The organism is Streptomyces sp. CA189, assembly GCF_056428985.1.
The window spans coordinates 74,855-98,829 of the sequence record NZ_JBWJVM010000023.1; the positions used below are offsets into that span (position 1 = coordinate 74,855).

The window sequence follows — 23,975 nt, forward strand, 5'->3', positions numbered from 1 at the left end:
CGGTCGGGGTCTACTTCAGGCGCTCCTCGACGCGGGTGCGCATCGAGGCCATCGTGAAGCCCTTCGGGTCGATCTTGCCGGGGCGCCATTCCAGGTGGCCGATGACCGAGCGGGCGGACCAGCCGTGGGCGCGGCACAGGGCGGCCGACGCGCGGGCCATCGCGTCGAGTTGGGGGGCCGGCCAGGGGTCCTCGCCGTCGCCGAGGTTCTCGCACTCGAAGCCGTAGAAGTGGCGGTTGCCGTCGGTGTCGGCGTGCTGGTCGGGCGGGAGGCGCTTCTCCGCGATCACCGCCGCCAGGACGTCGGAGTCGCCCGCGCCGGCGTGGTTGGCGCGGCCGTGGCCGACCAGGTGGACCCGGCCGTCTTTGGTGATCACTCCGTGGCAGAGCGGGCCGGGGAGGTCCGCGTGGCCGTCGCGGCAGAGCCGGACGGTGTTCGCGGCGCCGTGCGTGACGGTGTGGTGGAGCATCACCCCGTGCACGGGGCCCCAGGGGCCCTTGTGGTTGCGGTTGCGGGTGCGCCAGGCGCCGACTTCGACGACCGTCAGGCCTTCGGCCCGCAGGGTGTCGAGGAACCGGTCCGCGGACAGGGGTGCGGACATGACCGCCTCCTTGGCTGTGAGTAGCTGGCTGGTTACTCAACGTTTAGTGGAGGCGGCCATTCCGTCGCAAGGGCGCGCACCCGGCGCACGGCTCACGCGGAGGCGAGCCACAGGTCGGGGCCGAAGACCTCGTAGTTGATGTCCGCGGGCGCCACGCCCTTGGCGATGAGCTGCTCGCGCGCCGCCCGCATGAAGGGGAGGGGGCCGCAGAGGTAGGCCTTCGTGCCCGGGGCGACCTGGACGCCGGTGAGGTCGAGGCGGCCCTCGTGGTCGCCCGGCTCGGCGTCGGACTCGTACCAGAAGTGCGCCGTGGCGTCGGCGAGCTCGTCGGTCAGGGCCCGGTGGCCGGTGCGCAGGGCGTGGTCGGCGGGGGAGCGGTCGGCGTGCAGGACGGTGACGGGGGCCGGGTGCGCGGTCTCGGCCAGGTGCTCCAGCATCGAGAGCATCGGGGTGCAGCCGATGCCGGCCGAGGCGAGGATCACCGGCGAGGCGGAGTCCTGGAGGACCAGGTCGCCGTAGGGGGTCGAGACGCGCAGGGTGTCGCCGGTGCGGATCTCGGCGTGCAGGTGGTTGGAGACCTCTCCGTCGGGGCCGTCGGCGGCCGGGCCGTGGACCCGCTTGACGGTGATCGAGCGGACCGGGGAGCCGGGGGCGCTGGAGAGGCTGTACTGGCGGATCTGGCGGGCGCCGTCGGGGAGTTCGACCTGGACGGAGACGTACTGGCCCGGCTTGAACCCGGGCGCCGGGGAGTCGTCGGCCGGGGTGAGGTGGAAGGTGGTGCAGTCCGCGGTCTCCTCGACGCGGGCGGCGACCGTCCAGGTGCGCCAGACGTCGCCGGCGAGGACCTGCTGCTCGGCGTAGAGGCGCTCCTCGATGGTGATGAGGGCGTTCGCCATGAGCCAGTAGACCTCGTCCCAGGCCTCGGCGACCTCGGGAGTGACGGCCTCGCCGAGGATCTCCACGATCGCCTCGAAGAGGTGCTTGTGGACGATCGGGTACTGCTCGCGGGTGACGCCGAGGGAGGCGTGCTTGTGGGCGATGCGGTTCAGCATCACGTCGGGGCGGGCGTCGGGGTGCTCGACGAGGTGGGTCGCGAAGGCGGCGATGGAGCCGGCGAGGGCCTGCTTCTGGAGGCCCGCGTTCTGGTTGCCGCGGTTGAAGAGGTCGCGGATCAGTTCGGGGTGGGCCGCGAAGAGCTTTCCGTAGAAGAGCTCCGTGATGTCGCCGATCGCCGCGCCCACGGCGGGCAGGGTGGCTCGTACGGTCGCGGTGGACTTCTCGGAAAGCATCGGTGACTCCTGGGGGTCGGGGTGGGGTGCAGAAGTGGAATGTGAGATGCATATTTAATGGCAAGGGTGACGGACGTACGTTGCGATACGGACTTGCGTTCGAAGGGTCCGTGAGTCTCAGGCTATGCGGGCCGGGTGCCGGTGTGAACCGGCCATCCGGCCCTCGCCCTCAGGGCCTTCCGGCCCCCGGCGATCCGCCCGAAATGCCCAGCAGGAGCGGACCGGTCGGGGCCGCGACCAGGTCGTTCACCGTCAACGGGTCCAGGGAGGCGAAGAAGGCCTCCTGGGCCCGGCGCAGCGCCCCGCGCAGGACGCAGGCGCTGCGCAGCGGGCACGGGACGGTGCCGTCGCAGTCCACGACGTCGCCGGCGCCCTCCAGTTCGCGGACCACCCCGCCCACCGAGGCGGCGCGGCCGGCGGGGGTCAGGGTGAGGCCGCCGCCGCGTCCGCGACGGGCTTCGACCAGACCGAGATGCTGCAGCTTGGCGACCACTTTGGCCGTGTGGGTGTACGGAACCTCCATGGTCGCCGCCACGTCGCGCGTGGTGGGGAGGTCCGCGTCGGCGACGGCCAGGCGCATCAGGACGCGCAGGGCCAGGTCGGTGAATCGGGTCAGCCGCATGGGTCCAGCGTAGAAAACTTGCATCCGGCGTGCAAATTTAAACGGCGGGAGCGGCGGTCATCGCGCGGGATGGCTGAAACAGGTGGGGTCCGAGTTCCTCGTGGGGCAGGAGTTGAACTCAAGAGAGTGCCCAGCCTCGAACGGAGTAGTCCCACCCTTTTGTGTAATGGTCCCACCACGGTCCGTGCTGAAAGGCTCCTCCCGCAGATTCATGGAGTGATCGAAGGGGAAATTCATGTCGGTCCAGGCAGGTTCCGAATCCGAGGCCCAGGCACCGCAGCGCAGTCTGGGAACAGCGGCCGCGCGGAACTTGGCAACCACGACCAAGTCCGCGCCGCAGATGCAGGAGATCACCTCGCGGTGGCTCCTGAAGATGCTCCCCTGGGTGTCCGTCCAGGGCGGCACGTACCGGGTCAACCGGCGGCTGAGCTACTCCGTCGGCAACGGCATCGTGGAGTTCGTCAAGACCGGCACGCAGGTGCAGGTGATTCCGGCGGAGCTGGGGGAGCTCCCGGTGCTGCGCGACTACGACGACCCCGACGTGCTGGCCGAACTCGCCGCGCGCTGCCAGCAGATCGACTTCGAGCCGGGCCAGGAGCTCACCTCCTTCGGCAGCCCCGCCGACAAGGTGTACCTGCTCGCCCACGGGCGCATCGACCAGATCGGCCCCGGCCCCTACGGTGACGACGCCGTCCTGCAGACCGTCGCCGACGGCGCCTTCTTCGGCGAGGACGCCCTCGTCGACGAGGAGGCCATCTGGGAGTACACCGCCCGCGCCGCCACCGCCGGCACCGTGCTGGTCCTCTCCCGCCAGGACTTCCAGATCCTCGCCGACCGGGTCGACTCGCTGCGGGCGCACGTGGACTCCGTACGGGCCCTGCCGGAGCAGCGCACCAACAAGTACGGCGAGGCCGCGATCGACCTCTCCGCCGGCCACGCGGGCGAGGCCGTGCTGCCGGGCACCTTCGTGGACTACGAGGCCCGGCCGCGCGAGTACGAACTCTCCATCGCGCAAACGGTTCTGCGCGTCCACACCCGCGTCGCCGACCTCTACAACCAGCCCATGAACCAGACCGAGCAGCAGTTGCGGCTCACGGTCGAGGCGCTGCGCGAGCGCCAGGAGCACGAGATGCTCAACAACCGCGACTTCGGCCTCCTGCACAACGCCGACTACGACCAGCGCATCCAGTCCCACGACGGCGCGCCCAGCCCCGACGACATGGACCAGCTGCTCAGCATGCGGCGCGGCTCCAAGTTCTTCCTGGCCCACCCGAAGGCCATCGCCGCCTTCGGGCGCGAGTGCAACAAGCGCGGGCTGTACCCGGAGTCGGTCGAGATCGGCGGGCACCGGGTGCCGTCCTGGCGCGGGGTCCCGATGTTCCCGTCCAACAAGATCCCGATCAGCGACGCCCGTACGACCTCCATCCTCTGCATGCGCACCGGCGAGGACGAGTCGGGCGTGATCGGCCTGCACCAGCCCGGCATCCCGGACGAGATCGAGCCGAGCACCTCGGTGCGGTTCATGGGGATCAGCGAGCAGGCGATCATCTCCTACCTGGTGACGACCTACTTCTCCGCCGCGGTGCTGGTGCCGGACGCGCTCGGCGTCCTGGAGAACGTCGAGATCGCCCGCTGGAGCTGAGCCGCCCGGCACCGGAGCGACGGGGAAGAGCCAGGACGGGACAGGACGGGACGGAGCGCACACGCCATGTCGACCACTGAGGCGATCACCACCAGCGAGGGGCAGGAAGCCGCCGTCCTGCTGGAGCGGACGAGAGAAACGGTCAACCCGGAGCTGCGCCGGACCGTGGAGAGCCTGCCCGGCTCGATGCGCCGCGTGGCGATGTACCACTTCGGCTGGGAGCACGAGGACGGCACCCCGGCGGCGGGCAGTACCGGCAAGGCCATCCGGCCCGCCCTGGTGCTCGCCGCCGCGCAGGCCCTGCGCGGGGACCGCGCGGCCGGGGACGCCGGGGACGCCGTACGGGCGGCGGTGGCCGTGGAGCTGGCCCACAACTTCACGCTGCTGCACGACGACGTCATCGACAAGGACGCGCGCAGGCGCGGCCGGCCGACGGCCTGGACGGTCTTCGGGACACCGGACGCGATCATCACGGGCGACGCCATGATGGCGCTCGCGCTGCGGCTGCTCGCCGAGGACCCGCACCCGGCCTCGGCGGCGGCCTCGGCCCGGCTCGCGGCCTGCATCGTCGAGCTGTGCGCGGGCCAGCAGGCGGACTGCGCCTTCGAGCAGCGCCGCAGCGTCTCGCTCGACGAGTGCCTGACCATGGCGACGGCCAAGACCGGGGCCCTGCTGGGCTGCGCGTGCGCGCTCGGCGCGCTGTACGCGGGGGCCGGCCCGGACGAGGTCGACGCCATGGACGCCTTCGGCCGGGAGGCCGGGCTGGCGTTCCAGCTCATCGACGATCTGATCGGCATCTGGGGGGACCCCGGCCACACCGGAAAACCCGCCGGGGCCGATCTGCTGGCCCGCAAGAAGTCCCTCCCGGTCGTGGCCGCCCTCACCTCGGGCACCGCGGCGGGGGAGGAGCTGGCCGCGCTGTACGCGGGTCCCATGACCGGGGACGACGTGGGCCGGGCGGCCGCCGCGGTGGAGCGGGCCGGCGGGCGGGACTGGGCGCAGGCCCATGCCGCCGACCGGATGGGGCGGGCGGTGCAGCAGCTGTCGCGGGCCGTCCCGGACCTCGGGGCGGCGGGCGGACTACTGGCGCTCGCGGAGTTCGTGACACGGCGTACGAAGTGACCGCGTAGGGGGCGAGGGGGAACCCCGGAGGCCTGTTCCGGCACCGCACGGTGCCGGAACGGGCCTTTCTGCGTCGGTGGGGCAACTCTAGGATCACTCACGGTTGTTGACGCGTGAGTGAAGTGAAGGGTGTGACCTATGGGGCTGGAGATACGTCAAGCCGGTCAGTCGGACCGGGACGCCGTGGCGCGGCTGCTCGACGAGGCGTTCCGCACCGATCCGGTGAGCAGCTGGGTGTTCCCGGACCCGGAGCACCGGGCCGCGGTGCACGGGAAGTTCCTGGGCGTCTTCGTGGACGTGGCGCTGGCCGAGGGCCGGATCGACTACGCGGTGAACGGTTCCGCGGCGGCGCTGTGGCTGCGGATCCCGGCGGCCGACCCGGAGGGCGAGCACGTCGAGGACGAGATCCCGGCGAAGATGCGGGCCGTGGCCGACCCCGACAACGAGCGGTGCGAGCTGGTGGGCCGGCTCACGGGCGCGGTGCACCCCGTGGCGGAGGAGCACGAGTACCTGCTGATGATCGCGGTCGCCCCGGGGCGACAGGGCGAGGGGCTGGGCACGGAGCTGATCCGCCCGGTGCTGGAGCGCTGCGACCGCGAGGGCGTGCCGGCCTACCTGGAGGCGAGCAGCGAGCGCAGCAAGGGGCTGTACGAGCGGCTGGGCTGGGAGTTCACAGGCGAGGCGGTGCGGCTGCCGGACGGCCCGCTGATGTGGCCGATGTGGCGCAAGCCGCAGTAGCCGATCCCTCATCGGCCCCTTGCGATACCACTCCGCCTGAAGTACTTTGATCGACGTGCCTCGATGGGGGTGCACTGTCGGACGGAAGAGAATCGCTTGCGCAAGCTCACGTACTTCATCGCCACCTCGGTCGACGGCTTCATCGGAGCCCCGGACGGCGACGCCGACTTCATCTACGGCCACCTCGACCAAGAGTTCATCGATCACCTCAAGGCCGAGTACCCGGAGACCATCTCCACCCCGGGGCGCGCCCAGCTCGGGATCGAGGACGCCGAACCCCGGCACTTCGACGCGGTGCTCATGGGGCGCGGTACGTACGAGCCCGGCCTCAAGCAGGGCCTGACCAGCCCGTACGGGCACATGCGCGAGCAGTACGTGGCCTCGCGCTCGCTCACGGCCTCGCTCGACCCGGCGGTGCGGCTGATCGGCGGGGACCTGGTGGCCGAGGTCCGGGCGCTGAAGGCGCGGGACGGGCTCGGCATCTGGCTGTGCGGCGGCGCGGACCTCGCGGGCCAGCTGATCGACGAGATCGACGAGTTCGTCGTGAAGACCTATCCGGTCTTCGTCGGCACCGGCATGCCGATGTCACGCGCCGGATTCGGGGCGCGCCCCCTGGAGCTGACCGGGTTCAAGGCCCTCGGCGGCGGCCAGGTCGTCACCTCGTACTCGGTCAAGCGCTGACCCGCCGAAGCGGCGAAACCGGCCTACCGTGGAGGTATGGCCGGTGAAAAGCGGGAACAGCAGACGCACGGGACGGTCGCCCCGCAGGCCGGACGCGACCAGCAGTCGTGCCCGGCCTGCGGGAGCCCCGTCGACACGATGGTCGGACGGCGCAAATCCCTGGGGATCTTCGTCCCGGAGTGGACTCCGGGCCCCTGTCGGAACCCGGAGTGCTCGCGGCACGCGGCCCCGGAGGGCTAGCCCTGGCGGGGATCGGCCCTGGCCGGGATCAGCCCTTCGCGTCCAGGCCGGACGCGACGAGGCCGTTCGCCCAGAGCTGGTTGACGCGCGAGCGCTCGGCGGAGTTCGGGGTGGCGTTCTGGCAGGAGGTGCCGGGGCCGCCGCCGGACATCAGCTCGCTGCACGGGCCCGAGTAGTGGTCCGGCAGTCCGAGCACGTGGCCGGTCTCGTGCGAGGTCACGCGGGTGGAGTTGTACTGCTGGTTCTGCCGGTAGTCGAGGAAGATGTAGCCCCGGCCGTGGCCGTCCGTGCTCGCGTAGGAACCGCGCGAGTCGTTGCCCTCGTAGTACGAGAAGTTCCCGCCCGAGGACACCTCCTGCAGCCGGACGTTGACCACCGAGCTGTTCCAGATCTGCGTCGAGCGGGCTATCTGGGTGCGGAAGCTCGGCGCGTTGCGGGTGTTGTAGGTGACGGTGACGGCCGCAAGGCCCGGGGACGCGGCGCGCTGCTCGGCGACCGAGCGCTGCACGGCCTCGAAGAAGGCGCGGTTGGCGGCCTGGTTCTCCTTCGACTGCTCGTACGCGGCGTACGTGCTCGGGCTGCCGGCGCCGGCGGAGGCCGTGGCGGTCGCGCCCGGGACGACGGCGCCGAGGACGGCGGCGATGCCGAGGCCGACGGCGGACAGGGTGGTCTTGCGGGAGTGGCGCATGTGGGGGACTCCTGCTCATCCGGTGCGGTGGGGGGTCGTTCGCAACCGGAGTCTGCGGGAGCGGGAGCGGTCGGCGGATGATGTCAGACCCCGATAGCGCGGGGTTATCGGGGGGATTTCGGAAGCCCGACTCCCAAGAGAATGGCGGGATTCGAGGGGATACCGGTTACTGGTGCGGTCGGCTCGCCCCGGCCTACTCTCGGGGCATGGAGCTTGAGGTCAGGCACCTGCGCGCCCTGTGCGCCATCGCCGACGCCGGCAGCCTGCACAAGGCCGCCCGGCAACTCGGTGTGAGCCAGCCCTCGCTCACGACCCAGCTGCGGCGCATCGAACGCGCCCTGGACGGGGAGCTGTTCCTGCGCGAACGCACCGGATGCCGGCCGACTCCCTTCGGGCGCAGCGTACTCGGGCGGGCGCGGCCGCTCCTGGCCGAGATGGCCGCCCTCGTCGCGGAGGCGCGGGCGCTGTCCCAGGGGCCCCGGCTGCGGATCGGCTCGACCGCCAGCCGCGCCCTGCCCGGCTGGCTGCGGAGGCTGCACCGGCGGCTGCCCGACACGGAGACCGACCTGGTGGTCGACGTGTCCGCCAACGCGCTGCTGCGGATGACGGCCGCGGGCCGGCTCGACGTGGCGTTCGTGCACGAGGTGGAGGGCAGCCCGCTGCGGGTGCCCGCCGGGCTGGAGTTACGGGTGCTGATGGAGCGGGAGCCGCAGTTCGTGTCCATGTCCCGGGACCATCCCGCGGCGGCGCGGTCCGTGGTGGAGCTGCGGGACCTCGCCGCCGACCGGTGGACCGTGGACCCGTCGGTGGACGGCGAGTGGGACGGCCTGCGCCGGGTCCTCGCGGGCGCCGGCCTCGACCCGCCGCTGCTGCACGCCGACTACCACACGGCCGCCTCGCTGATCGTCTCCGGCGAGGCCGTCGCCCCCTGCCAGCCCACCTCGGGACCGCGCGAGGACATGGCGATCCGGCCGCTCTCGGGCGATCCGCTCGCCGTACGCCTGCTCCTGGCGACCCGCCCCGGGGTGCACGCGCAGATGTCCGAGGGGGTGTACGAGGACCTCCGCGCGGCCTACCGCGAAGCGGCGCTGGGGACTCCGCCCTACCGCGCCTGGCTGCGCCGCAACGCGAGCCCGCTGCTGGCGTCGTAGGGGGCGGAGGGTGTGGCCCGCTAGGCCCGGCGGCGGGCCCGGTCGTAGGCCAGGGCGGCCGCGCCGTGGGTCACCAGGACGGTGCCCGCGGCGAGCCAGCCCGGGCTTCGGCGGCGGGCCGCCCACATCATGAGGGGGGCTCCGGCGGCCAGTTGGGCCGCGCCCGCCAGGCGGGCCTTGGGGCCCCGGAGCCACGGGCCCAGGGGGCTGTCCTCGACCACCGCGAGCTCCGCCCGCACCGTGTCGCGCCAGCCCGCCCACTCCACCCGCTCCGCCGCCGGCGCGACCCGGGCGGCCTCCCGCAGCCGGTCGGCCGGTTCGCCCGGGTTCAGGCCCGCCGGCAGCGCCAGCCCCGCGCGGGACAGCAGCGCGATGACGCCGAGCAGCCGGGACTCGCCGTCCGCCGCCGCGTCGGGGCGGGTGAGGCGCTCCAGCTCCTCCAGGTCCAGTACCGGGTCCAGTCCGAGCCGGGCCGCCAGCGTCCGCATGGCGTCTGCGTTCGGGGCGTCCGGCTCGCCGTGCGGACGGCCCGCCGCGTCCCATGCGTAGGCCGCGGACCGGCGGAACCCGGAGGACAGCACGAAGCCGGTCCGGCCCTCTTCCCACCACAGGCTCAGCACCGGCCAGTTGGAGCTCAGCGCGACCGCCGCGCCCCAGCCCGCCAGGACTTCGGCCACGGACTCCGTGCCGCCGAGCCAGGGCTTGGCCTCGGGCACCAGCACGCTCCACTCTCCGGCGGGGGCCAACAGCAGGCGCTCGCGCAGGATGTGCGCGGCGGGGCGGGCGGCGAGGGGCTCGGCGCGGCAGAGCAGGAGTCCGCCCGCCGTGGTCTGGGAGATCGACATGCCCACACGCTAAGCCAAACCGGCCCAAAGTGGGGATTTCGGATCATCCCGACGCGCTTGACTTCCCGCAACCGCGATATATCGTGTTAGTCAGAAGACGCGATATGTTGCGTGCACGTACGCCGAGGAGGGTCAGCACCATGGCAGAGGCAGCGCAGAAGCCGCAGAGTCCGCCGAAGGTATGGTCGGTCGCCGAACCGCAGAAGCTCGCCTTCGAGGAGCCGGTGACCGAGGTCCGCGTCCGGGTGGCCGGCGGCACGGTCAACGTCGTCGCCGACGAGGGTCCGGCCCGCCTGGAGGTGTCCGAGGTCGACGGGCCGCCCCTGTACGTGGTGCAGGAGGGCGGAACCCTCACCGTCTCCTACGAGGACCTCCCCTGGAACGGTTCCCAGGGGCTCAAGCAGTGGTTCGAGAGCAAGCCCTGGAAGGCCTGGTCCGCATCCGACTCCGGCCGCAAGGCCTGGGAGCGCAGCGCGACCGTGACCCTCACGGTCCCGGCCGCCACCCGGGTGCAGCTGGCCACCGTCAGCGCCACCGTCTTCGTCTCCGGCATCGACGGCGGCACCGACATCCACGGGGTCTCCGGCGACACCACGCTCGTCGGCCTGTCCGGCCGGGTCAAGGCGCACACGGTCTCCGGCGGGGTCGAGGCCCAGTCCGTGACCGGCGAGCTCGGATTCCACTCCGTGTCCGGCGGCCTGACGGTCGTCGACGGCGCCGCGGGCAACGTACGGGCCGACTCGGTCAGCGGCGACATGCTGATCGACCTGGCCCTCGACGACCGGCCCGCGCCCCGGCCGGTCGACATCTCCCTCAACTCCGTCTCCGGGCAGGTCGCCATCCGCCTCCCGCACCCGGCCGACGCCCGGGTCGAGGCGAACACCGCCACCGGCGGCGTCTCCAACGCCTTCGAGGACCTGCGGGTCTCCGGCCAGCTGGGCGCCAAGAGGATCACCGGCACGCTGGGCGCCGGCACCGGCACCCTGCGCGCCACCACCGTCTCCGGTTCCATCGCGCTGCTGCGCCGCCCGGCCGAGGCCTCCCCGACTGAACCGACCGGGCCGGCCCCGCTCGCGCTCGACAAGAAGGTGCTCTGACATGCCGCCCGTCTTCGCCCACGGCCGCCTCCGCCTCTACCTCCTCAAGCTGCTGGACGAGGCCCCGCGCCACGGGTACGAGGTGATCCGGCTGCTGGAGGAGCGTTTCCAGGGGCTGTACGCGCCCTCCGCGGGCACGGTGTACCCGCGCCTGGCCAAGCTGGAGACCGAGGGCCTGGTCACGCACGCGACCGAAGGCGGGCGCAAGGTGTACTCGATCACCGACGCGGGCCGCGCCGAACTGGCCGACCGCGGCGGCGAACTGGCCGACCTGGAACTGGAGATCCGCGACTCGGTCTCCGAGCTGGCCGCCGAGATCCGCGCCGACGTGAGCGGTGCGGCGGGCGATCTGCGGCGCGAGATGCGGGCCGCGGCCAGTGCGTCCGCCACGCAGGTGGAGGACGAGTCCTGGAAGGCCGCCAAGGAGGAGCTCCGCAAGGCCAAGGCCGAGTGGAAGGAACAGGCGCGCCGGGCGAAGGACGAGAGCCGCCGGGCCCGCGAGGAGGCCCAGCAGGCCCGCAGGCAGGCCAAGGAGGCGCAGGAGCGGGCCCGCGAGGAGGTCCAGCGCATCGCGGGCCAGCTCCAGGAGCAGTTCGCGAAGTCGGGCGGGGTCCTGGGCAGCCTGGCGGGAGCCTGGCTCGGCGGATCCGGCTCGATGACGGCCTCCACCGCGTCCCCCACCGCGTCCTCCGCTTCGTCGGCCGCCCCGGCACCCGCTCCCGACACCGACTGGGCGCGGGACGTGCCGACGACGGGGGACCCGGCCCGCGACCTGGACCGGCTGCTGGACCGCTTCCGCGACGACATCCGCGACGCGGCCCGCGACCGGGGGATCAGCGACGACCAGCTCGCGCAGGCCCGTACCCACCTGGCCGAGGCCGCCGCCCGCATCGCCACGGCCCTCGGCCCGCAGGGCTAGGCCGACCGAGCTCGACTCGACTCAGTTCGGATCGGCTCGGCTCAGCCGGCGGAGGCGGCGCGCCGCATCCGCGCGGCAAGCAGGAGGCCCGCGCCGGCGACGAGCGCGGTGCCCGCACCGCCCGCGATCCAACCGGAGTCACCGGCGCCGGTGGCGGCGAGGGGACCGCTGCCGCCCTGGGGGGTGGTGGCGGTGTTGCCGCCGCTGGTCCCGGTGCCGGAGGAGCCGGAGCCCGCGCCGGGGGTGGGGGTGGGGCTGGGGGTGGTCGGGGCCGGCTGCTTCCCCTCCTCCTTCTGCCCCTCCTTCTCCTTCTCCTTGTCCTCCTGGGCCTTCTTGTCCTTGGCGCGCGCCTCGTGCTGGCCCGTCTTCAGGAACTCGACGCGCTCGGCGGGAGTGCCCTGGAGCGCTGCGATGCCTGCCTTGATCAGTTCCGGGCCCCCGCCGTCGATGATCTGTGCGATCTTGACCCGGTTGTCCTGGTCGCGCAGGTGGTGCTGGCCCGTCTTCAGGAACTCGACGCGGTCGGCGGGAGTGCCCTGGAGCGCCTTCATGGCGCCTTCCTTCAGGCCGGGGCCGGCGCCGTTGATCAGCCTGGCGATGTCGACCTTGTTGTCGTCGTCGCGCAGCTCGTGCTGAGTGACCTCGTAGAAGTGGCGCAGCTTCGCCAGGTTCGAACCGTCGCTGTCGAGGACCGCGTTGATGCCTTCCTTCAGGCCGGGTCCGGCCCCGTTCAGGAGGCGGAGGATCAGGATCCGGTAGTCGTCGAGGCGGATCGAGTGCTGGTCGGTCTCGACGAACTTGCGCATGGCCGCAGGGCCGTCGGCGATGGCCTTGAGGCCCGCTTCCTTCATGTGCTTGCTGGCCATCGGGTCGGCGATGATCGCGAGGATCGCCTTGCGGTCCTGCTCGGCCTGGCTCTCGTCCGGCTGCTCGGCCGGGGGCTGAACCACCGGAGGCTGCTCGGCCGGCGGCTGGACCGACGCGGGCTGGTCGGGCGCGGGCTGGTCCGGTGCGGTCGGAGCCGTCGGGCCGGCGGGCGCGTCGGACTCCTGGCCCGCGGCGAAGGCCGGGGACGCGAGGAGGACGGCCGGAGCCAGAGCGACAGCGGTGATCGTTGCGGCGATCCGGGACAACTTCACAGACAAAACCCCCTGGTAAACGTTCTTCCGCAGTACTAGACCCGCCGGCCGCGCAGATGGTTGTACGGCGCATCGAAGAACGTGGGGGAGTGTGACCGCTTCTCAGTCCGCCAGGGCCGCCTCGGCCCCCGCGTAGGTGACCCCGTGGTCCGTGAGGACCTCGGCGGGAGTGCCGGGGCGGGAGAGGAGGGAGAGGAGCAGGTGGAGGGTGGAGATGTGGCGGTCCTTGCGGCCCAGGGCGATGCGCAGGGACTGCTCCAGGACCTTCTTGGCGCCGGGGGTGAAGCGGGTGCGGCCGGAGCGGCTCCGGGGGGCCGGGTCCGACAGGGCGCCCTCGCCGTGGGTCTCCTCGATGCGGGAGACGATCTCCGTGAGGTCGATGCCGAGGCCCGCGAGGGCTTCCTCGTCCGCCTTGGACATGCCGCCCCGGCGGCGGGCCGCCGCCAGGTCGGCGGAGATCGCGGCCCGGTCGACTCCCAGCGGGTCGAGGGCGCCCAGTGCGAGGAGGGCGAGCAGCAGGTGCTCCTCGCCGACCCGCTGCGCCCCGGTCCGCTCGGCTTCGGTGACCGCGCCCGTCACGGTGGAGCGGGCGTCCTGGGTGAAGCGTTCGAACATCAGAGCCTCCCGTGCTTCTTGTGGACGGCCTGCCGGCTGACGCCCAGCTCGGCCGCGATCTCCTGCCAGGACCAGCCCTGTGCGCGGGCCCCGCGTACCTGTACGGCCTCCAGCTGCTCCAGCAGTCGCCGGAGGGCGGCCACGGCACGCAGGCCCACGCGCGGGTCACGGTCACCGGCGCGCTCGGCCAGATCGGTAGCTTCCGTCATGGGTGTCAATGTAGGTTGACGCACGGGAGGTGTCAACCCGCATTGACGGGGGCGGGCGCGGCTGCGGCTGCGGCTACACGGTCAGGACGACCTTCCCGAACACATCGCCCGACTCCAGCTTCTCGAAGCCCTCGCGCGCCCGGTCCAGGGGCAGCGTCTCGTCGATCACGGGCCGCACCCCGGTCGCCGCGCAGAAGGACAGCAGGTCTTCCAGCTCGTCCTTCGAGCCCATCGTCGAGCCGACCACCTTGAGCTCCAGGAAGAAGATCCGGGTCAGCTCGGCGTGCGCCGGCCGGTCCCCGCTCGTGGCGCCCGAGATGACCAGGGTGCCGCCGGGGCGCAGCGACTTGACCGAGTGCGACCAGGTGGCGGCGCCGACCGTCTCGATGACGGCGTCCACCCGCCGGGGGAGCCGCGCGCCGGGCTCGTAGGCCTCCACGGCGCCCAGCTCGACCGCGCGCTTGCGCTTGGCCTCGTCCCGGCTGGTCGCGAAGACCCGCAGGCCGGCCGCCTTGCCGAGCACGATGGCGGCGGTGGCGACCCCGCCGCCGGCACCCTGGACCAGGACCGAGTCGCCGGGGCGGACGCCGGCGTTCGTGAACAGCATCCGGTACGCGGTGAGCCATGCGGTGGGCAGGCAGGCGGCCTCCTCGAAGGAGAGCTCGGCGGGCTTGCGCAGGACGTTCCAGGCGGGGACGGTGACCTGCTCGGCGAAGGTGCCCTGGTAGCGCTCGGTCAGGATCGAGCGGGGCTCGTCGGGGCCGACCCCGTGGCCGGTCTGGCCGATGACGGAGTGCAGGACGACCTCGTTGCCGTCCTGGTCGATCCCGGCGGCGTCGCAGCCGAGGATCATGGGGAGCTTCTCCTCCCCGAGGCCGACCCCGCGCAGCGACCACAGGTCGTGGTGGTTGAGGGAGGCGGCCTTGACGTTCACGGTCACCCAGCCGGGGCGGGCCTGCGGGGCGGGGAGATCGCCCAGCTCAAGGCCGCTCAGCGGCTGGTCACGGTCGATTCGGGCAGCGTAGGCAGCGAACATGGCCGCGAGGCTACCGTTCGGTAGCCCGGGGATCCAGGGCTGGCCCCGGCACGGTGGGTGGCCTGCCGTACGGACCGAGCCCTGCGGGGGCCGTCCCCTACCCTCCCCCAGACTCCGTCCGGGGGGACCCCCGGTTCCACCGTTCCCCGGGCTCAGCCCGGACCCGCGCCTCAAACGCCGGCGGGGCTGGAAGGGTCACCTCAGACGCCGGCGGGGCTGGAATTGCCCTGCGGGCAATCCCGCCCGGTAGGCGGACGGTGTCAGCCAAATCCAGCCTCGCCGGCGTTTGAGGCGCGGGGTCTGGGGCGGAGCCCCAGGGGTTCGAGCGCAGCCGGGTCCGGGAGGACAAGGAGGGGCCCGGCCGAATCATTCGGCCGGGCCCCTCCTCGTTACAGCCGGCGCAGCGCTTACGCCAGGCGGGCCACGCCGTCGGCCTTGGCCGCCGCGGCGACCGCGGCCGTGACGGCCTCGGCGACGCGGGCGTCGAACGGCGAGGGGATCACGTAGTCGGCGGCGAGCTCGTCACCCACGACGCCGGCGATGGCGTCGGCGGCGGCGATCTTCATGCCCTCGGTGATCCGGGTCGCGCGGACCTTCAGCGCGCCCGCGAAGATGCCGGGGAACGCCAGCACGTTGTTGATCTGGTTCGGGAAGTCCGAGCGGCCCGTGGCCACGACCGCCGCGTACTTGTGCGCGACGTCGGGGTGGACCTCCGGGTTCGGGTTGGCCATGGCGAAGACGAAGCAGTCCTTCGCCATCGTCGCCACCGCGGCCTCGGGGACCGTACCGCCGGAGACGCCGATGAAGACGTCCGCGCCGGCGAGGGCGCTCTCCAGGGAACCGGTCTGGCCGGTCTTGTTCGTCAGGCCCGCGATCTCCGCCTTGACGTCCGTCAGGTCGGAGCGGTCGGCGGAGACGACGCCCTTGCGGTCGGTGACGCAGACGTCGCCGATGCCCGCGTCCACGAGGATCTTGGCGATCGCGATGCCCGCGGCACCCGCACCCGAGATCACGGCGCGCAGGTCGGCGAGGGTGCGACCGGTGAGCTTCGCGGCGTTGCGCATGGCGGCCAGCGTCACGATGGCCGTGCCGTGCTGGTCGTCGTGGAAGATCGGGATGTCCAGCGCCTCCTGGAGGCGGCGCTCGATCTCGAAGCAGCGGGGCGCCGAGATGTCCTCCAGGTTCACCCCGCCGAAGGACGGCGCGAGGCGGATCACGGTCTCGATGATCTCGTCCGTGTCCTTGGTGGCGAGCGCGATCGGAACCGCGTCGACACCACCGAACTGCTTGAAGAGAATGGCCTTGCCCTCCATCACGGGGAGGGAGGCCTCGGGCCCGATGTCACCGAGTCCGAGCACGGCCGTACCGTCGGTGACGACGGCGACCACGTTGGACTTCCAGGTGTACTCGTTCACGAGCTCGGGCTGCTCGGCAATGGCGCTGCAGACCTTCGCAACGCCGGGCGTGTACGCCAGGGACAGGTCGTCCTTGTTGTGGACCGGCACGGTGGCCACGATGGCCATCTTGCCGCCCCGGTGCAGCGCGAACACCGCATCCGGGTTGTTGTCCGTCACGCTGTCGCTGCGAGGATTGACGATCTCCGCTGCCACTGTCTTAACCCCTTAAGTCTTTGAATCGTTGAGGGTGGCCACTCCTGGTTAAGGGGTGGGCGGGCACCGCGTCCGTCTGCGCGTCGACGGTTGGCCCGTCTCGGCGAAGGGGAGGTTCGTACGCGCGGGCGCGCCGCACGCGCGCCCTGAGCCCCGGATGAGGGGTGTAAGGATCTGTTCTACCCCAAGAACACTCACCCAGACGAGTCGATTCCCCTTGGACCATAGGTTGCTTGCCCCGGTTTTGGCGAAAAGTCCAAACCTTGGCGTCCGATAGGCGAGACGCACCGCAAAATCAACGGCGAAAGCGCCTGGTCACAGCGTTTAATCCGGTCCTGAGGGCCCTTGCCCGCAGGGCTGTTGGGTACTCGGGGGTGTCCGTTATCCGATTTTGACCTGACGGGCACCCTGAATGTCTCAGTCCGAATGGCAAGATGCCGTAATCACACAAGGTCGCGACACTCGATGGTGCGTGCCCGACCACTCTCGGATGCGTTTTTCCCCACTGCCGGAGGAACCAGCTCATGACCGCAAGCACCACCCGCCGTACGACCGCCGCCCGGTCCCGGATCGCCGCGGTCGGCGCGATCGCGGTCGCCGGCGCCCTGATCCTCACCGGCTGTGGAGACCAGACCGAGAAGAAGGGGTCCGGGGACGCCACGAAGTCCAACGCCGCCCCGCTCTTCTCCGCCCTGCCGAAGAAGATCCAGGACGCGGGTGTCATCAAGGTCGGCACGGACGCGGCGTACGCGCCGATGGAGTACACCGAGGGCGGCAAGATCGTCGGTGTCGACCCCGACATCGCCGAGGCCATGGGCAAGCAGCTCGGTGTGAAGTTCGAGTTCACCTCGGGCAGCTTCGACGGTCTGATCACCTCGATCTACACCGGCCGCCAGGACGCGATCATGTCGTCCATCACGGACAACGAGAAGCGCCAGAAGGGCCTCGACGACGACGGCAAGCAGATCGGCAAGGGGATCGACTTCGTCGACTACTTCTCCTCCGGCGTCTCGCTCCTCGTCAAGAAGGGCAACCCGCAGGGCATCAAGTCCCTGGACGACCTGTGCGGCAAGACGGTCGCCGTCCAGCGCGGCACGACGTACGAGGACACCTTCAAGGCGCAGGCCGTGAAGTGCGGTGACAAGAAGCTCACCATCGAGGCCTTCGACACCGACGCCGAGGCCCAGACCCGCGTCAAGGCCGGCGGCGCCGTGGCCGACCTGAACGACTACCCGATCGCCGCGTACGCCGCGAAGACCTCGGGTGGCGGCAACGACTTCGAGGTCGCGGGCCAGCAGGCCGACGTCGGCCTCTTCGGCATCGGCGTCAGCAAGGAGAACACCCAGCTGCGCGACGCCCTGAAGCAGGCCCTCGACGCGATCATCAAGGACGGCTCCTACGCCAAGGTCCTGGAGAAGTGGAACGTCAAGGACAGCGCCGTGCAGTCGGCGACGGTCAACGCAGGCAAGTGACCCGTGCGGACCGGCGGGCGACCGTGCCCGCCGGTCCCTGTTTCCTTAGCTCCACTGAAGGGCAGTCATTGTGACTGACAAGATCGACAAGGGTCCGGCGGCGACCCCGCCGGCCGGGCCCGGCGCCTCGGGCACCCCGTACGAGGCCATCAAGGCAATCCCGGTGCGGCATTACGGCCGCTGGATCAGCGGCGTCGTCGTCGTCGTGCTGCTGGGCTGGCTGATTTACGCCTTCTCGCAGGGCAACGTGATCTGGGGGACGGTCGGAGACAAGCTCTTCGACCCCTCGATCCTCAGCGGCCTGGGCAACACCATCGTGATCAGCGTGTCCGCGATGGCACTGGGCCTGGTCCTGGGCATCATCTTCGCGGTCATGCGGCTTTCGAAGAACCCGGTGACCAACACCGTCGCCTGGCTGTACATCTGGTTCTTCCGCGGCACCCCGGTCTACGTGCAGCTGCTGGTGTGGTTCAACCTGTCGCTGATCTTCCAGTACGTGAACCTCGGCCCGATCTACAAGCAAGAGACCGTCGAGCTGATGACCCCGTTCATGGTCGCCCTGCTGGGCCTGGGCCTAAACGAGGGCGCCTACATGGCGGAGATCGTCCGGGCCGGCATCCAGTCCGTCGACGAGGGCCAGGCCGAGGCCTCGCACGCACTGGGCATGACCCAGACGCAGACGATGCGCAGGGTGGTGCTCCCGCAGGCGATGCGTGTGATCATCCCGCCGTCGGGCAACGAGTTCATCAACATGCTCAAGACCTCCTCACTGGTCTCCGCGGTCCAGTACACGGAACTGCTGAGGGCTTCGTCGAACATCGGGTCCACGGCCGGGGCCATCATGGAGATGCTGTTCGTCGCCTCCATCTGGTACCTGGCTCTGACCAGTGTGTTCAGCGTCGGCCAGTACTACCTGGAGCGCCGCTACGCACGCGGTTCGCTGCGTTCCCTGCCGCCCACGCCGTTCCAGCGGCTGCGGGCCAACCTGAACATGTTCCGCCGTACGGAGGTGGCGAAGTGACCGCCCAGCCGATGGTCAAGGCCGAGGCCGTCCACAAGTCCTACGGCCCCGCCCACATCCTGCGGGGCATCGACCTCGAAGTCGCCCCCCGCGAGGTGTTCTGCCTGGTCGGCCCGTCCGGCTCCGGGAAGTCCACCTTCCTGCGCTGCATCAACCACCTCGAGCGCATCAACGCCGGCCGCCTCTCCGTCGACGGCCAGCTCGTCGGCTACAAGGAGAAGGCCGGCAAGCTCTACGAGCTCAAGGACAGCGAGGTCGCGACCCAGCGCCGGGACATCGGCATGGTCTTCCAGCGCTTCAACCTGTTCCCCCACATGACGGCCATAGAGAACGTCATGGAAGCCCCCGTCATGGTCAAGGGCGAGTCGAAGGCGGTCGCGCGGGCGCGTGCCGTCAAGCTCCTGGACCGCGTCGGCCTCGGTGACAAGGGCGGGAACTATCCCACCCAGCTCTCCGGCGGCCAGCAGCAGCGCGTGGCCATCGCCCGCGCGCTGGCCATGGAACCCAAGCTGATGCTCTTCGACGAGCCGACCTCCGCGCTCGACCCCGAGCTCGTCGGCGACGTCCTGGACGTCATGCGGGACCTCGCCGAGTCGGGCATGACGATGATCGTGGTCACCCACGAGATGGGCTTCGCCCGCGAGGTCGGCGACAACCTCGTCTTCATGGACGGCGGCGTCGTGGTCGAATCCGGCCACCCCCGCGAAGTCCTCGGCAACCCCCAGCACGACCGCACCAAGGCCTTCCTCTCGAAGGTCCTCTAGGGCGGCTGCGTTCCACGCGTGAGGGGCGGTACGGGAATCCGTGCCGCCCCTCACGCGTGCCCGGCCCGCGCCTGCGGGCCGGGGCCTACTTCAGGGCCAGCACCAGCCCGTCGGAGGGCGAGCGCCAGACCGTACGGGCCTCCGCGAAGCCGGCACCGCGCAGCGTGGCCGCGTGCCAGGACTCCGGCGGGGTGTCGCCGTCGGCGTGCTCGCCGTAGATCTCGAAGCGGGCCCGCGTCGGCTCGGAGAGCTCCGGGTCGGCGGCCGCGAGCTCCCACCACTCGCGCCAGTCCAGTGCCCCGGCCGCCTTCGCCCGGTCCATGCCGCCGTGCCGGTGGGCGCGCTCGGCGGCGTTGATCCGCGGGGTGGCGGGGTCGGGCATGTGGTCGGCGTTCATGAACACCCCGCCGGTGCGCAGCAGGGGCGGGAGCTGCCCGTAGAGGACGGCGAGGTCCTCGCTGGGCAGCCAGTGCAGGGCGGTGGCCGTCAAGATCGCGTCGTAGGAGCCGTGGGGGAGGGCCGCGCGCCAGTCGGGGTCCTTGAGGTCGGCGGTCACGAAGGTGACGCGGGGGTCGCCCGCGAAGTGGCCCCGGGCGATCGTCAACAGCGCGGGGTCGAGATCGACTCCCGTACTGGTGGATTGCGGGAACCTCTTGAGGACGCGGTCCGTGATACTTCCCGTACCGCACGCGAGATCGAGCACCCGGGGGGCGGTGCCGACCAGGGCCTCCACCATGTCCAGCATCACCCGGAACCGCTCCTCGCGGTCGGGCATGTACCACTCCTGCTGCCGGTCCCAGCTGTCCTGCCAGGCCTGCCAGTCGGACGGTGCCGCCGTATCGGAGCGTGCTGTATCCGCCACGAATGCCTCCATGCGTAATACCCTCGAACATGTCTCAGCCGTTACTAGAGACACTAATCCGCAGCCGTAAGGACTACAAGTGGAACTGGCCCATTACTCGGACTACGCCGTGCGCCTGGTCAACACCGAGGAGCCGGCCCGCAACAAGGACTCGCTGACCTCCGTGGACGCCGTCCGCGCCCTCTTCGGCGCCAGCGTGCAGATGGCCCGCCGGGTCACGGACGGTGACGTCACCCGCTTCCGCAACGTCCGCGGCCGGCTGCGCACCGTCTTCGAGGCCGCCGACGGCGGCGACCACGTCCTCGCCGTCGACCTGCTGAACTCCCTGCTCATGGAGTTCCCGGTCAGCCCGCAGGTGTCCGGGCACGAGACGATCGGTGAGCACGGCGGCCCCAACTGGCACATCCACCTGGCCGACCACCCCTCCAACGCCTCCGCCGGATACGCCGCGATCGCCTGCTTCGGGCTGGCCTTCCACCTCACCGAGCACGGCCCGGACCGGCTCGGGCTCTGCCAGGCCCCGCCCTGCCGCAACGCCTACCTCGACACCTCCACCAACCGCTCCCGGCGCTACTGCTCCGACCGGTGCGCCACGCGCGCCAACGTCGCCGCCTACCGCGCCCGCAAGCGGCTGGAGGCCGAGGAGTCCGCCCGCAGCGGACGCAGCGCCGAGGAAGCCCAGGAGAGCCACGCCCTCAGCGAGCGCTGATCCCCTCCCGCGTGTTCCGGCCGGGGGCGCGGCCGGAAGCGGACCACCGCGGTCGCCAGCACGAGCTCGTCGGGGACCGCCCCGTAGTCCGTGCTGTCGCCCGTCTCGTTGTACGGGTTGTCGCCCAGCACCCACCAGCCGCCAGGCCGCCGCTCCGCCGCCCGCTTGACGACCAGCAGGTCCTGCTGGAACGGGTGGCGCAGCACCACCACGTTGCCCGGCCGCACGGGGGCCCCGTAGCGGACCAGCACCTGGTCCCCGTTCTCCAGCGTCGGCGCCATCGAGGGGCCGCTCACCTCCACGGTGCCGATCCGCTTCAACGGCGACTCCCACTCCCGCGTCCGGCCGCGCGAGCGCGTGCTCCCCGCCATCCGTGACCTCCTTGACCGCGCTCGTCCACTCTTCGTGCCACCCCGCATGCTGCCGCACTCTTCCGTACATTCGGTCACCGGCCCGGGCACGCCCCTGGACTTTTGTCCCAACCCCACGGGGGCGGCCGCGAAATCGTCTTTCTCACGGAGTAATCTCCCCCTTGAGAAGACGATCACGAGGAGGACAAACTCCATGCTTTCCCGCCTCTTCGCCCCCAAGGCGAAGGTCTCCGCCCACTGCGATCTTCCGTGCGGCGTGTACGACCCTGCCCAGGCCCGCATCGAGGCCGAGTCCGTCAAGGCCGTGCAGGAGAAGTACCAGGCCAACGACGACGCCGACTTCCGCGCGCGCGCCATCACCATCAAGGAGCAGCGCGCCGAGCTCGCGAAGCACCACGTCTCCGTGCTGTGGAGCGACTACTTCAAGCCGCCGCACTTTGAGAAGTACCCGCAGCTGCACACCCTGGTCAACGACACCCTGAAGGCCCTCTCGGCCGCCAAGGCGTCGAACGACCCGGCGACCGGCGCCAAGGCGCTGGAGCTCATCGCCGAGATCGACCGCATCTTCTGGGAGACCAAGGCCGCCTGATCAGGCTCTCCAGCCTGATCGGCCTTGTCCCGCGGGACGATGACGAAGGGGCCCGACCGCAGTGCGGTCGGGCCCCTTCGTCATGCCGTGGGTGCGGCGCGTGCGGAGCGTCCCACTCGTCTACTCGTCCTCGTCGTCTTCGTCGTCCAGGCGGGCCAGCCAGGTGGCGAGGCGTTCCACCGGGACCTCGAAGTCCGGGTTCAGATCGACGAAGGTGCGCAGCTGCTCGGCGAGCCACTCGAAGGTGACCTCCTCCTCGCCGCGCCGCTTCTCCAGCTCCTCGATGCCGCGATCGGTGAAGTACAAGTCGGGCTCCGTGCGGTGGTCGGGTGTTCGGGTGTGTCCCGTCAGGATAATCCGCCGGTCCGCCGGGCCGGACCTGACCGCTTTCCGCCGTTCGCGGAGCCCCTCTCCAGGGCAGGGATGGAGGGTCCGCGGCGGGAGGTATGCATGGATCACCCCGAGCCGAGCGACGGCGTGCTGCGGGCACTCGGTTCCACCGAGCCGTCCGCCGAGGGGACCGCGCTGGTGTGCGGCGTACGGCGGGCCCGGCGGCTGCGGCTGCTGCGGGAGCTCGGGGAACTGCCCGGAGCCCGCTCCGGGGAGGCGGCCGAGCGCTGGGCCCTGCTGGCGGAGGCCGGGCGCCGCGACCCCCGTGCGGTGGACGACGTGGTGCACTATCCGGCCACCGGGGTGTGGGCCGAGGAGACCCTGCGGCGGCTGCGCACGCGGCACGGGCCGCCCGCCGACCTCGGACACCTCGGGGCACTCGCCGCCGCCGCCGCGCTGCGCGCCGGGATCGGCTTCAAGATCACGCTGCGGCCCGCGCACGGACGCCTCGTCCTGCCCACCCTCGGACTGCTGCGTCCGGACCGGCCGGGCCCGCTCGCCCTGACCGAGGGCTCCTGGGACCCCGGACACCCGGAGGCGCTGGCCCTGCACGCGCTGCCCGACGGGCGGACCGCCCTCGACGACCTGGACCCGTACCGCGCCCGCGGGACGGTGCCCGCCGCCCGGCGGCTCACCCCGAAGGGGCACAAGCGCTGGGACACCCAGTGGTCCGGGGCCCTCACCCTGCTGCGGCGCTACGACACCGCCCGCGCGGAGGAGGCCGGGCGGCTGCTGCGCTGCGTGGTCCCGCTGTCCGGCAGCGCCCGGTCCTACGGCGGGACCCTGCCCGCGGCGGCGGGCTCCGTCCTGGCGCGGGCGCAGCCGCCGCCCGCGCTGGCCGCGACCCTCGTCTACGAGGTGCAGCACGGGAAGCTGGCGGCCCTCGCGGAGGCGGTCCCGCTGCACACCGCCGACCGCTCCGCGCGGTACTGGGCGCCCTGGCGGGCCGATCCACGGCCGCTGGAGGGGCTCCTGCGGGGTGCGTACGCGCATCTCGGGCTGGCGGGCTACTGGCAGCGCGCGGCGCTCTACGGGGCCAGGGGGGCGTGGGCGCAGCACGCGCGGGTGCGGGCTCAGGTGGCGGCGGTGCTGCCCGTCTTGGACGCCTGTCCGGAACTCACCGCCGCGGGGCGGGTGTTCGTCGGCGCGATGGCTGTCGCTGAGCGGGGGATGGACGGGGTGCCGGCGCCGGGGTCGAGGTATGCGGTGGCCCGGGGCGTGGTGGAGCGGGACCGGGTGGAGTGGTGTGCGGCTCACCCGAACCTGGCCCCGTACGCGACCGGCTGACGCTTCGGGGCTGCCGCTGCGCGGGGCGAGGTCCCCTACCCGCCCTTCGCCCGTTCCCTGGGGCTCCGCCCCAGACCCCGGTCCTCAAACGCCGGACGGGCTGGGTCTGGCCGAGCATGCCGGAAGGCCCGGCCCCAATCTTGGGTTCTAGTGGTTGTCGCAACACCCCAGTTCAGGGGATGCGATGGACTTCCGGATCCGTGAGGTGCGGAGCCCCCAGGGGCCCAGGAAGCTCTCTGCGGAGCGGGCTGGATACTTCCAGCTCA

At 71.6% G+C, this 23,975-nt stretch carries 27 protein-coding genes; 14 read left to right on the forward strand and 13 right to left on the reverse strand.

The genetic code is table 11. The features are described from left to right. Nucleotides 1-10: 10 nt before the first annotated feature. From AC061S_RS19360 to AC061S_RS19370, 3 genes are all read right to left on the reverse strand, one after another. Nucleotides 11-601 carry an N-acetylmuramoyl-L-alanine amidase gene (locus AC061S_RS19360; protein ID WP_478687206.1) on the reverse strand — a complete coding sequence of 197 codons (591 nt, stop codon included), beginning with the start codon at nt 599-601 and terminating at the stop codon, nt 11-13. A 92-nt stretch (nt 602-693) separates the two neighbouring features. Beyond that, nucleotides 694-1,890 carry a globin domain-containing protein gene (locus AC061S_RS19365; RefSeq protein WP_478687207.1) on the reverse strand — a complete coding sequence of 399 codons (1,197 nt, stop codon included), beginning with the start codon at nt 1,888-1,890 and terminating at the stop codon, nt 694-696. 169 nt (nt 1,891-2,059) lie between these two features. Continuing rightward, nucleotides 2,060-2,512 carry an RrF2 family transcriptional regulator gene (locus tag AC061S_RS19370; protein ID WP_478687208.1) on the reverse strand — a complete coding sequence of 151 codons (453 nt, stop codon included), beginning with the start codon at nt 2,510-2,512 and terminating at the stop codon, nt 2,060-2,062. 235 nt (nt 2,513-2,747) lie between these two features. Here AC061S_RS19370 and AC061S_RS19375 point away from each other — a divergent pair, with 235 nt between their 5' ends. The 5 genes from AC061S_RS19375 to AC061S_RS19395 all read left to right on the forward strand — a co-directional run bounded on the left by AC061S_RS19375 (nt 2,748) and on the right by AC061S_RS19395 (nt 6,935). Beyond that, on the forward strand, nt 2,748-4,154 hold the full coding sequence (locus AC061S_RS19375) for a family 2B encapsulin nanocompartment shell protein (protein WP_478687209.1): 1,407 nt from the start codon (nt 2,748-2,750) through the stop codon (nt 4,152-4,154). A 66-nt stretch (nt 4,155-4,220) separates the two neighbouring features. Continuing rightward, the gene (locus AC061S_RS19380) at nt 4,221-5,276 is read left to right on the forward strand and encodes a family 2 encapsulin nanocompartment cargo protein polyprenyl transferase (protein WP_478687210.1); all 1,056 of its coding nucleotides are present in this window, start codon (nt 4,221-4,223) and stop codon (nt 5,274-5,276) included. A gap of 138 nt (nt 5,277-5,414) precedes the next feature. After that, a complete protein-coding gene (locus AC061S_RS19385) occupies nt 5,415-6,014 on the forward strand; it encodes a GNAT family N-acetyltransferase (protein WP_478687211.1) in 600 nt (199 codons plus the stop codon). Between the two features lie 96 nt (nt 6,015-6,110). Beyond that, complete coding sequence (locus tag AC061S_RS19390) at nt 6,111-6,695, forward strand: dihydrofolate reductase family protein (RefSeq protein WP_478687212.1); 585 nt, start codon at nt 6,111-6,113, stop codon at nt 6,693-6,695. A 36-nt stretch (nt 6,696-6,731) separates the two neighbouring features. Next, entirely contained in the window at nt 6,732-6,935 is a 204-nt protein-coding gene (locus AC061S_RS19395; protein WP_478687213.1) for a hypothetical protein, read from the forward strand. A gap of 28 nt (nt 6,936-6,963) precedes the next feature. On the opposite strand, the gene snpA is transcribed toward AC061S_RS19395, so the two are convergent. Further along, nucleotides 6,964-7,623: a snapalysin gene (snpA, locus tag AC061S_RS19400; protein WP_478687214.1), complete on the reverse strand. Its 660-nt coding sequence runs from the start codon at nt 7,621-7,623 to the stop codon at nt 6,964-6,966. A gap of 206 nt (nt 7,624-7,829) precedes the next feature. On the opposite strand from snpA, the gene AC061S_RS19405 reads away from it, so the two are divergent. Further along, the gene (locus AC061S_RS19405) at nt 7,830-8,774 is read left to right on the forward strand and encodes a LysR family transcriptional regulator (RefSeq protein ID WP_478687215.1); all 945 of its coding nucleotides are present in this window, start codon (nt 7,830-7,832) and stop codon (nt 8,772-8,774) included. A gap of 20 nt (nt 8,775-8,794) precedes the next feature. Here the strand turns inward: AC061S_RS19405 and AC061S_RS19410 are convergent, their stop codons facing one another. After that, complete coding sequence (locus AC061S_RS19410) at nt 8,795-9,613, reverse strand: hypothetical protein (protein ID WP_478687230.1); 819 nt, start codon at nt 9,611-9,613, stop codon at nt 8,795-8,797. Nucleotides 9,614-9,759: 146 nt separating this feature from the next. Here AC061S_RS19410 and AC061S_RS19415 point away from each other — a divergent pair, with 146 nt between their 5' ends. Both AC061S_RS19415 and AC061S_RS19420 read left to right on the forward strand, forming a co-directional pair. Then, nucleotides 9,760-10,716: a DUF4097 family beta strand repeat-containing protein gene (locus AC061S_RS19415; RefSeq protein WP_478687216.1), complete on the forward strand. Its 957-nt coding sequence runs from the start codon at nt 9,760-9,762 to the stop codon at nt 10,714-10,716. A 1-nt stretch (nt 10,717) separates the two neighbouring features. Continuing rightward, entirely contained in the window at nt 10,718-11,635 is a 918-nt protein-coding gene (locus AC061S_RS19420; protein WP_478687217.1) for a PadR family transcriptional regulator, read from the forward strand. A gap of 41 nt (nt 11,636-11,676) precedes the next feature. On the opposite strand, the gene AC061S_RS19425 is transcribed toward AC061S_RS19420, so the two are convergent. The 5 genes from AC061S_RS19425 to AC061S_RS19445 all read right to left on the reverse strand — a co-directional run bounded on the left by AC061S_RS19425 (nt 11,677) and on the right by AC061S_RS19445 (nt 16,244). Then, nucleotides 11,677-12,774, reverse strand: a complete 1,098-nt coding sequence (locus AC061S_RS19425; RefSeq protein ID WP_478687231.1) for an ALF repeat-containing protein — start codon at nt 12,772-12,774, stop codon at nt 11,677-11,679. Between the two features lie 102 nt (nt 12,775-12,876). Further along, entirely contained in the window at nt 12,877-13,389 is a 513-nt protein-coding gene (locus tag AC061S_RS19430) for a Clp protease N-terminal domain-containing protein (RefSeq protein ID WP_478687218.1), read from the reverse strand. Beyond that, complete coding sequence (locus tag AC061S_RS19435) at nt 13,389-13,598, reverse strand: helix-turn-helix domain-containing protein (RefSeq protein ID WP_243336126.1); 210 nt, start codon at nt 13,596-13,598, stop codon at nt 13,389-13,391. The genes AC061S_RS19430 and AC061S_RS19435 overlap by 1 nt, the downstream gene beginning before the upstream one ends. A 73-nt stretch (nt 13,599-13,671) precedes the next feature. Beyond that, complete coding sequence (locus AC061S_RS19440) at nt 13,672-14,634, reverse strand: zinc-binding dehydrogenase (RefSeq protein WP_478687219.1); 963 nt, start codon at nt 14,632-14,634, stop codon at nt 13,672-13,674. Nucleotides 14,635-15,041: 407 nt separating this feature from the next. Continuing rightward, a complete protein-coding gene (locus AC061S_RS19445) occupies nt 15,042-16,244 on the reverse strand; it encodes an NAD(P)-dependent malic enzyme (RefSeq protein ID WP_327304596.1) in 1,203 nt (400 codons plus the stop codon). A 524-nt stretch (nt 16,245-16,768) separates the two neighbouring features. Between AC061S_RS19445 and AC061S_RS19450 the strand changes: the two genes are divergently transcribed. The 3 genes from AC061S_RS19450 (at nt 16,769) to AC061S_RS19460 (ending at nt 19,501) form a co-directional block, all read left to right on the forward strand. Continuing rightward, nucleotides 16,769-17,716 (forward strand): ABC transporter substrate-binding protein, encoded by a 948-nt coding sequence (locus AC061S_RS19450; RefSeq protein ID WP_478687220.1) that lies wholly within the window; start codon nt 16,769-16,771, stop codon nt 17,714-17,716. A gap of 70 nt (nt 17,717-17,786) precedes the next feature. Further along, nucleotides 17,787-18,737, forward strand: coding sequence for an amino acid ABC transporter permease (locus AC061S_RS19455; protein ID WP_478687221.1), 951 nt, complete (start codon nt 17,787-17,789; stop codon nt 18,735-18,737). Nucleotides 18,738-18,748: 11 nt separating this feature from the next. Further along, complete coding sequence (locus AC061S_RS19460) at nt 18,749-19,501, forward strand: amino acid ABC transporter ATP-binding protein (protein ID WP_478687232.1); 753 nt, start codon at nt 18,749-18,751, stop codon at nt 19,499-19,501. A gap of 85 nt (nt 19,502-19,586) precedes the next feature. On the opposite strand, the gene AC061S_RS19465 is transcribed toward AC061S_RS19460, so the two are convergent. Then, nucleotides 19,587-20,375, reverse strand: coding sequence for a class I SAM-dependent methyltransferase (locus tag AC061S_RS19465; RefSeq protein WP_478687222.1), 789 nt, complete (start codon nt 20,373-20,375; stop codon nt 19,587-19,589). Between the two features lie 67 nt (nt 20,376-20,442). Here AC061S_RS19465 and AC061S_RS19470 point away from each other — a divergent pair, with 67 nt between their 5' ends. Further along, nucleotides 20,443-21,072 carry a CGNR zinc finger domain-containing protein gene (locus tag AC061S_RS19470; protein WP_385369336.1) on the forward strand — a complete coding sequence of 210 codons (630 nt, stop codon included), beginning with the start codon at nt 20,443-20,445 and terminating at the stop codon, nt 21,070-21,072. On the opposite strand, the gene sodX is transcribed toward AC061S_RS19470, so the two are convergent. Next, nucleotides 20,976-21,443: a nickel-type superoxide dismutase maturation protease gene (gene sodX / locus AC061S_RS19475; RefSeq protein ID WP_478687223.1), complete on the reverse strand. Its 468-nt coding sequence runs from the start codon at nt 21,441-21,443 to the stop codon at nt 20,976-20,978. The two genes, AC061S_RS19470 and sodX, sit on opposite strands and share 97 nt — an antisense overlap. 193 nt (nt 21,444-21,636) lie before the next feature. On the opposite strand from sodX, the gene sodN reads away from it, so the two are divergent. Continuing rightward, on the forward strand, nt 21,637-22,032 hold the full coding sequence (gene sodN, locus AC061S_RS19480) for a superoxide dismutase, Ni (RefSeq protein WP_030709803.1): 396 nt from the start codon (nt 21,637-21,639) through the stop codon (nt 22,030-22,032). A gap of 120 nt (nt 22,033-22,152) precedes the next feature. Here the strand turns inward: sodN and AC061S_RS19485 are convergent, their stop codons facing one another. Further along, nucleotides 22,153-22,338, reverse strand: coding sequence for a DUF6104 family protein (locus tag AC061S_RS19485; RefSeq protein WP_010061466.1), 186 nt, complete (start codon nt 22,336-22,338; stop codon nt 22,153-22,155). A gap of 144 nt (nt 22,339-22,482) precedes the next feature. On the opposite strand from AC061S_RS19485, the gene AC061S_RS19490 reads away from it, so the two are divergent. Further along, nucleotides 22,483-23,709 (forward strand): aKG-HExxH-type peptide beta-hydroxylase, encoded by a 1,227-nt coding sequence (locus tag AC061S_RS19490; protein ID WP_478687224.1) that lies wholly within the window; start codon nt 22,483-22,485, stop codon nt 23,707-23,709. Nucleotides 23,710-23,975: the final 266 nt, after the last annotated feature.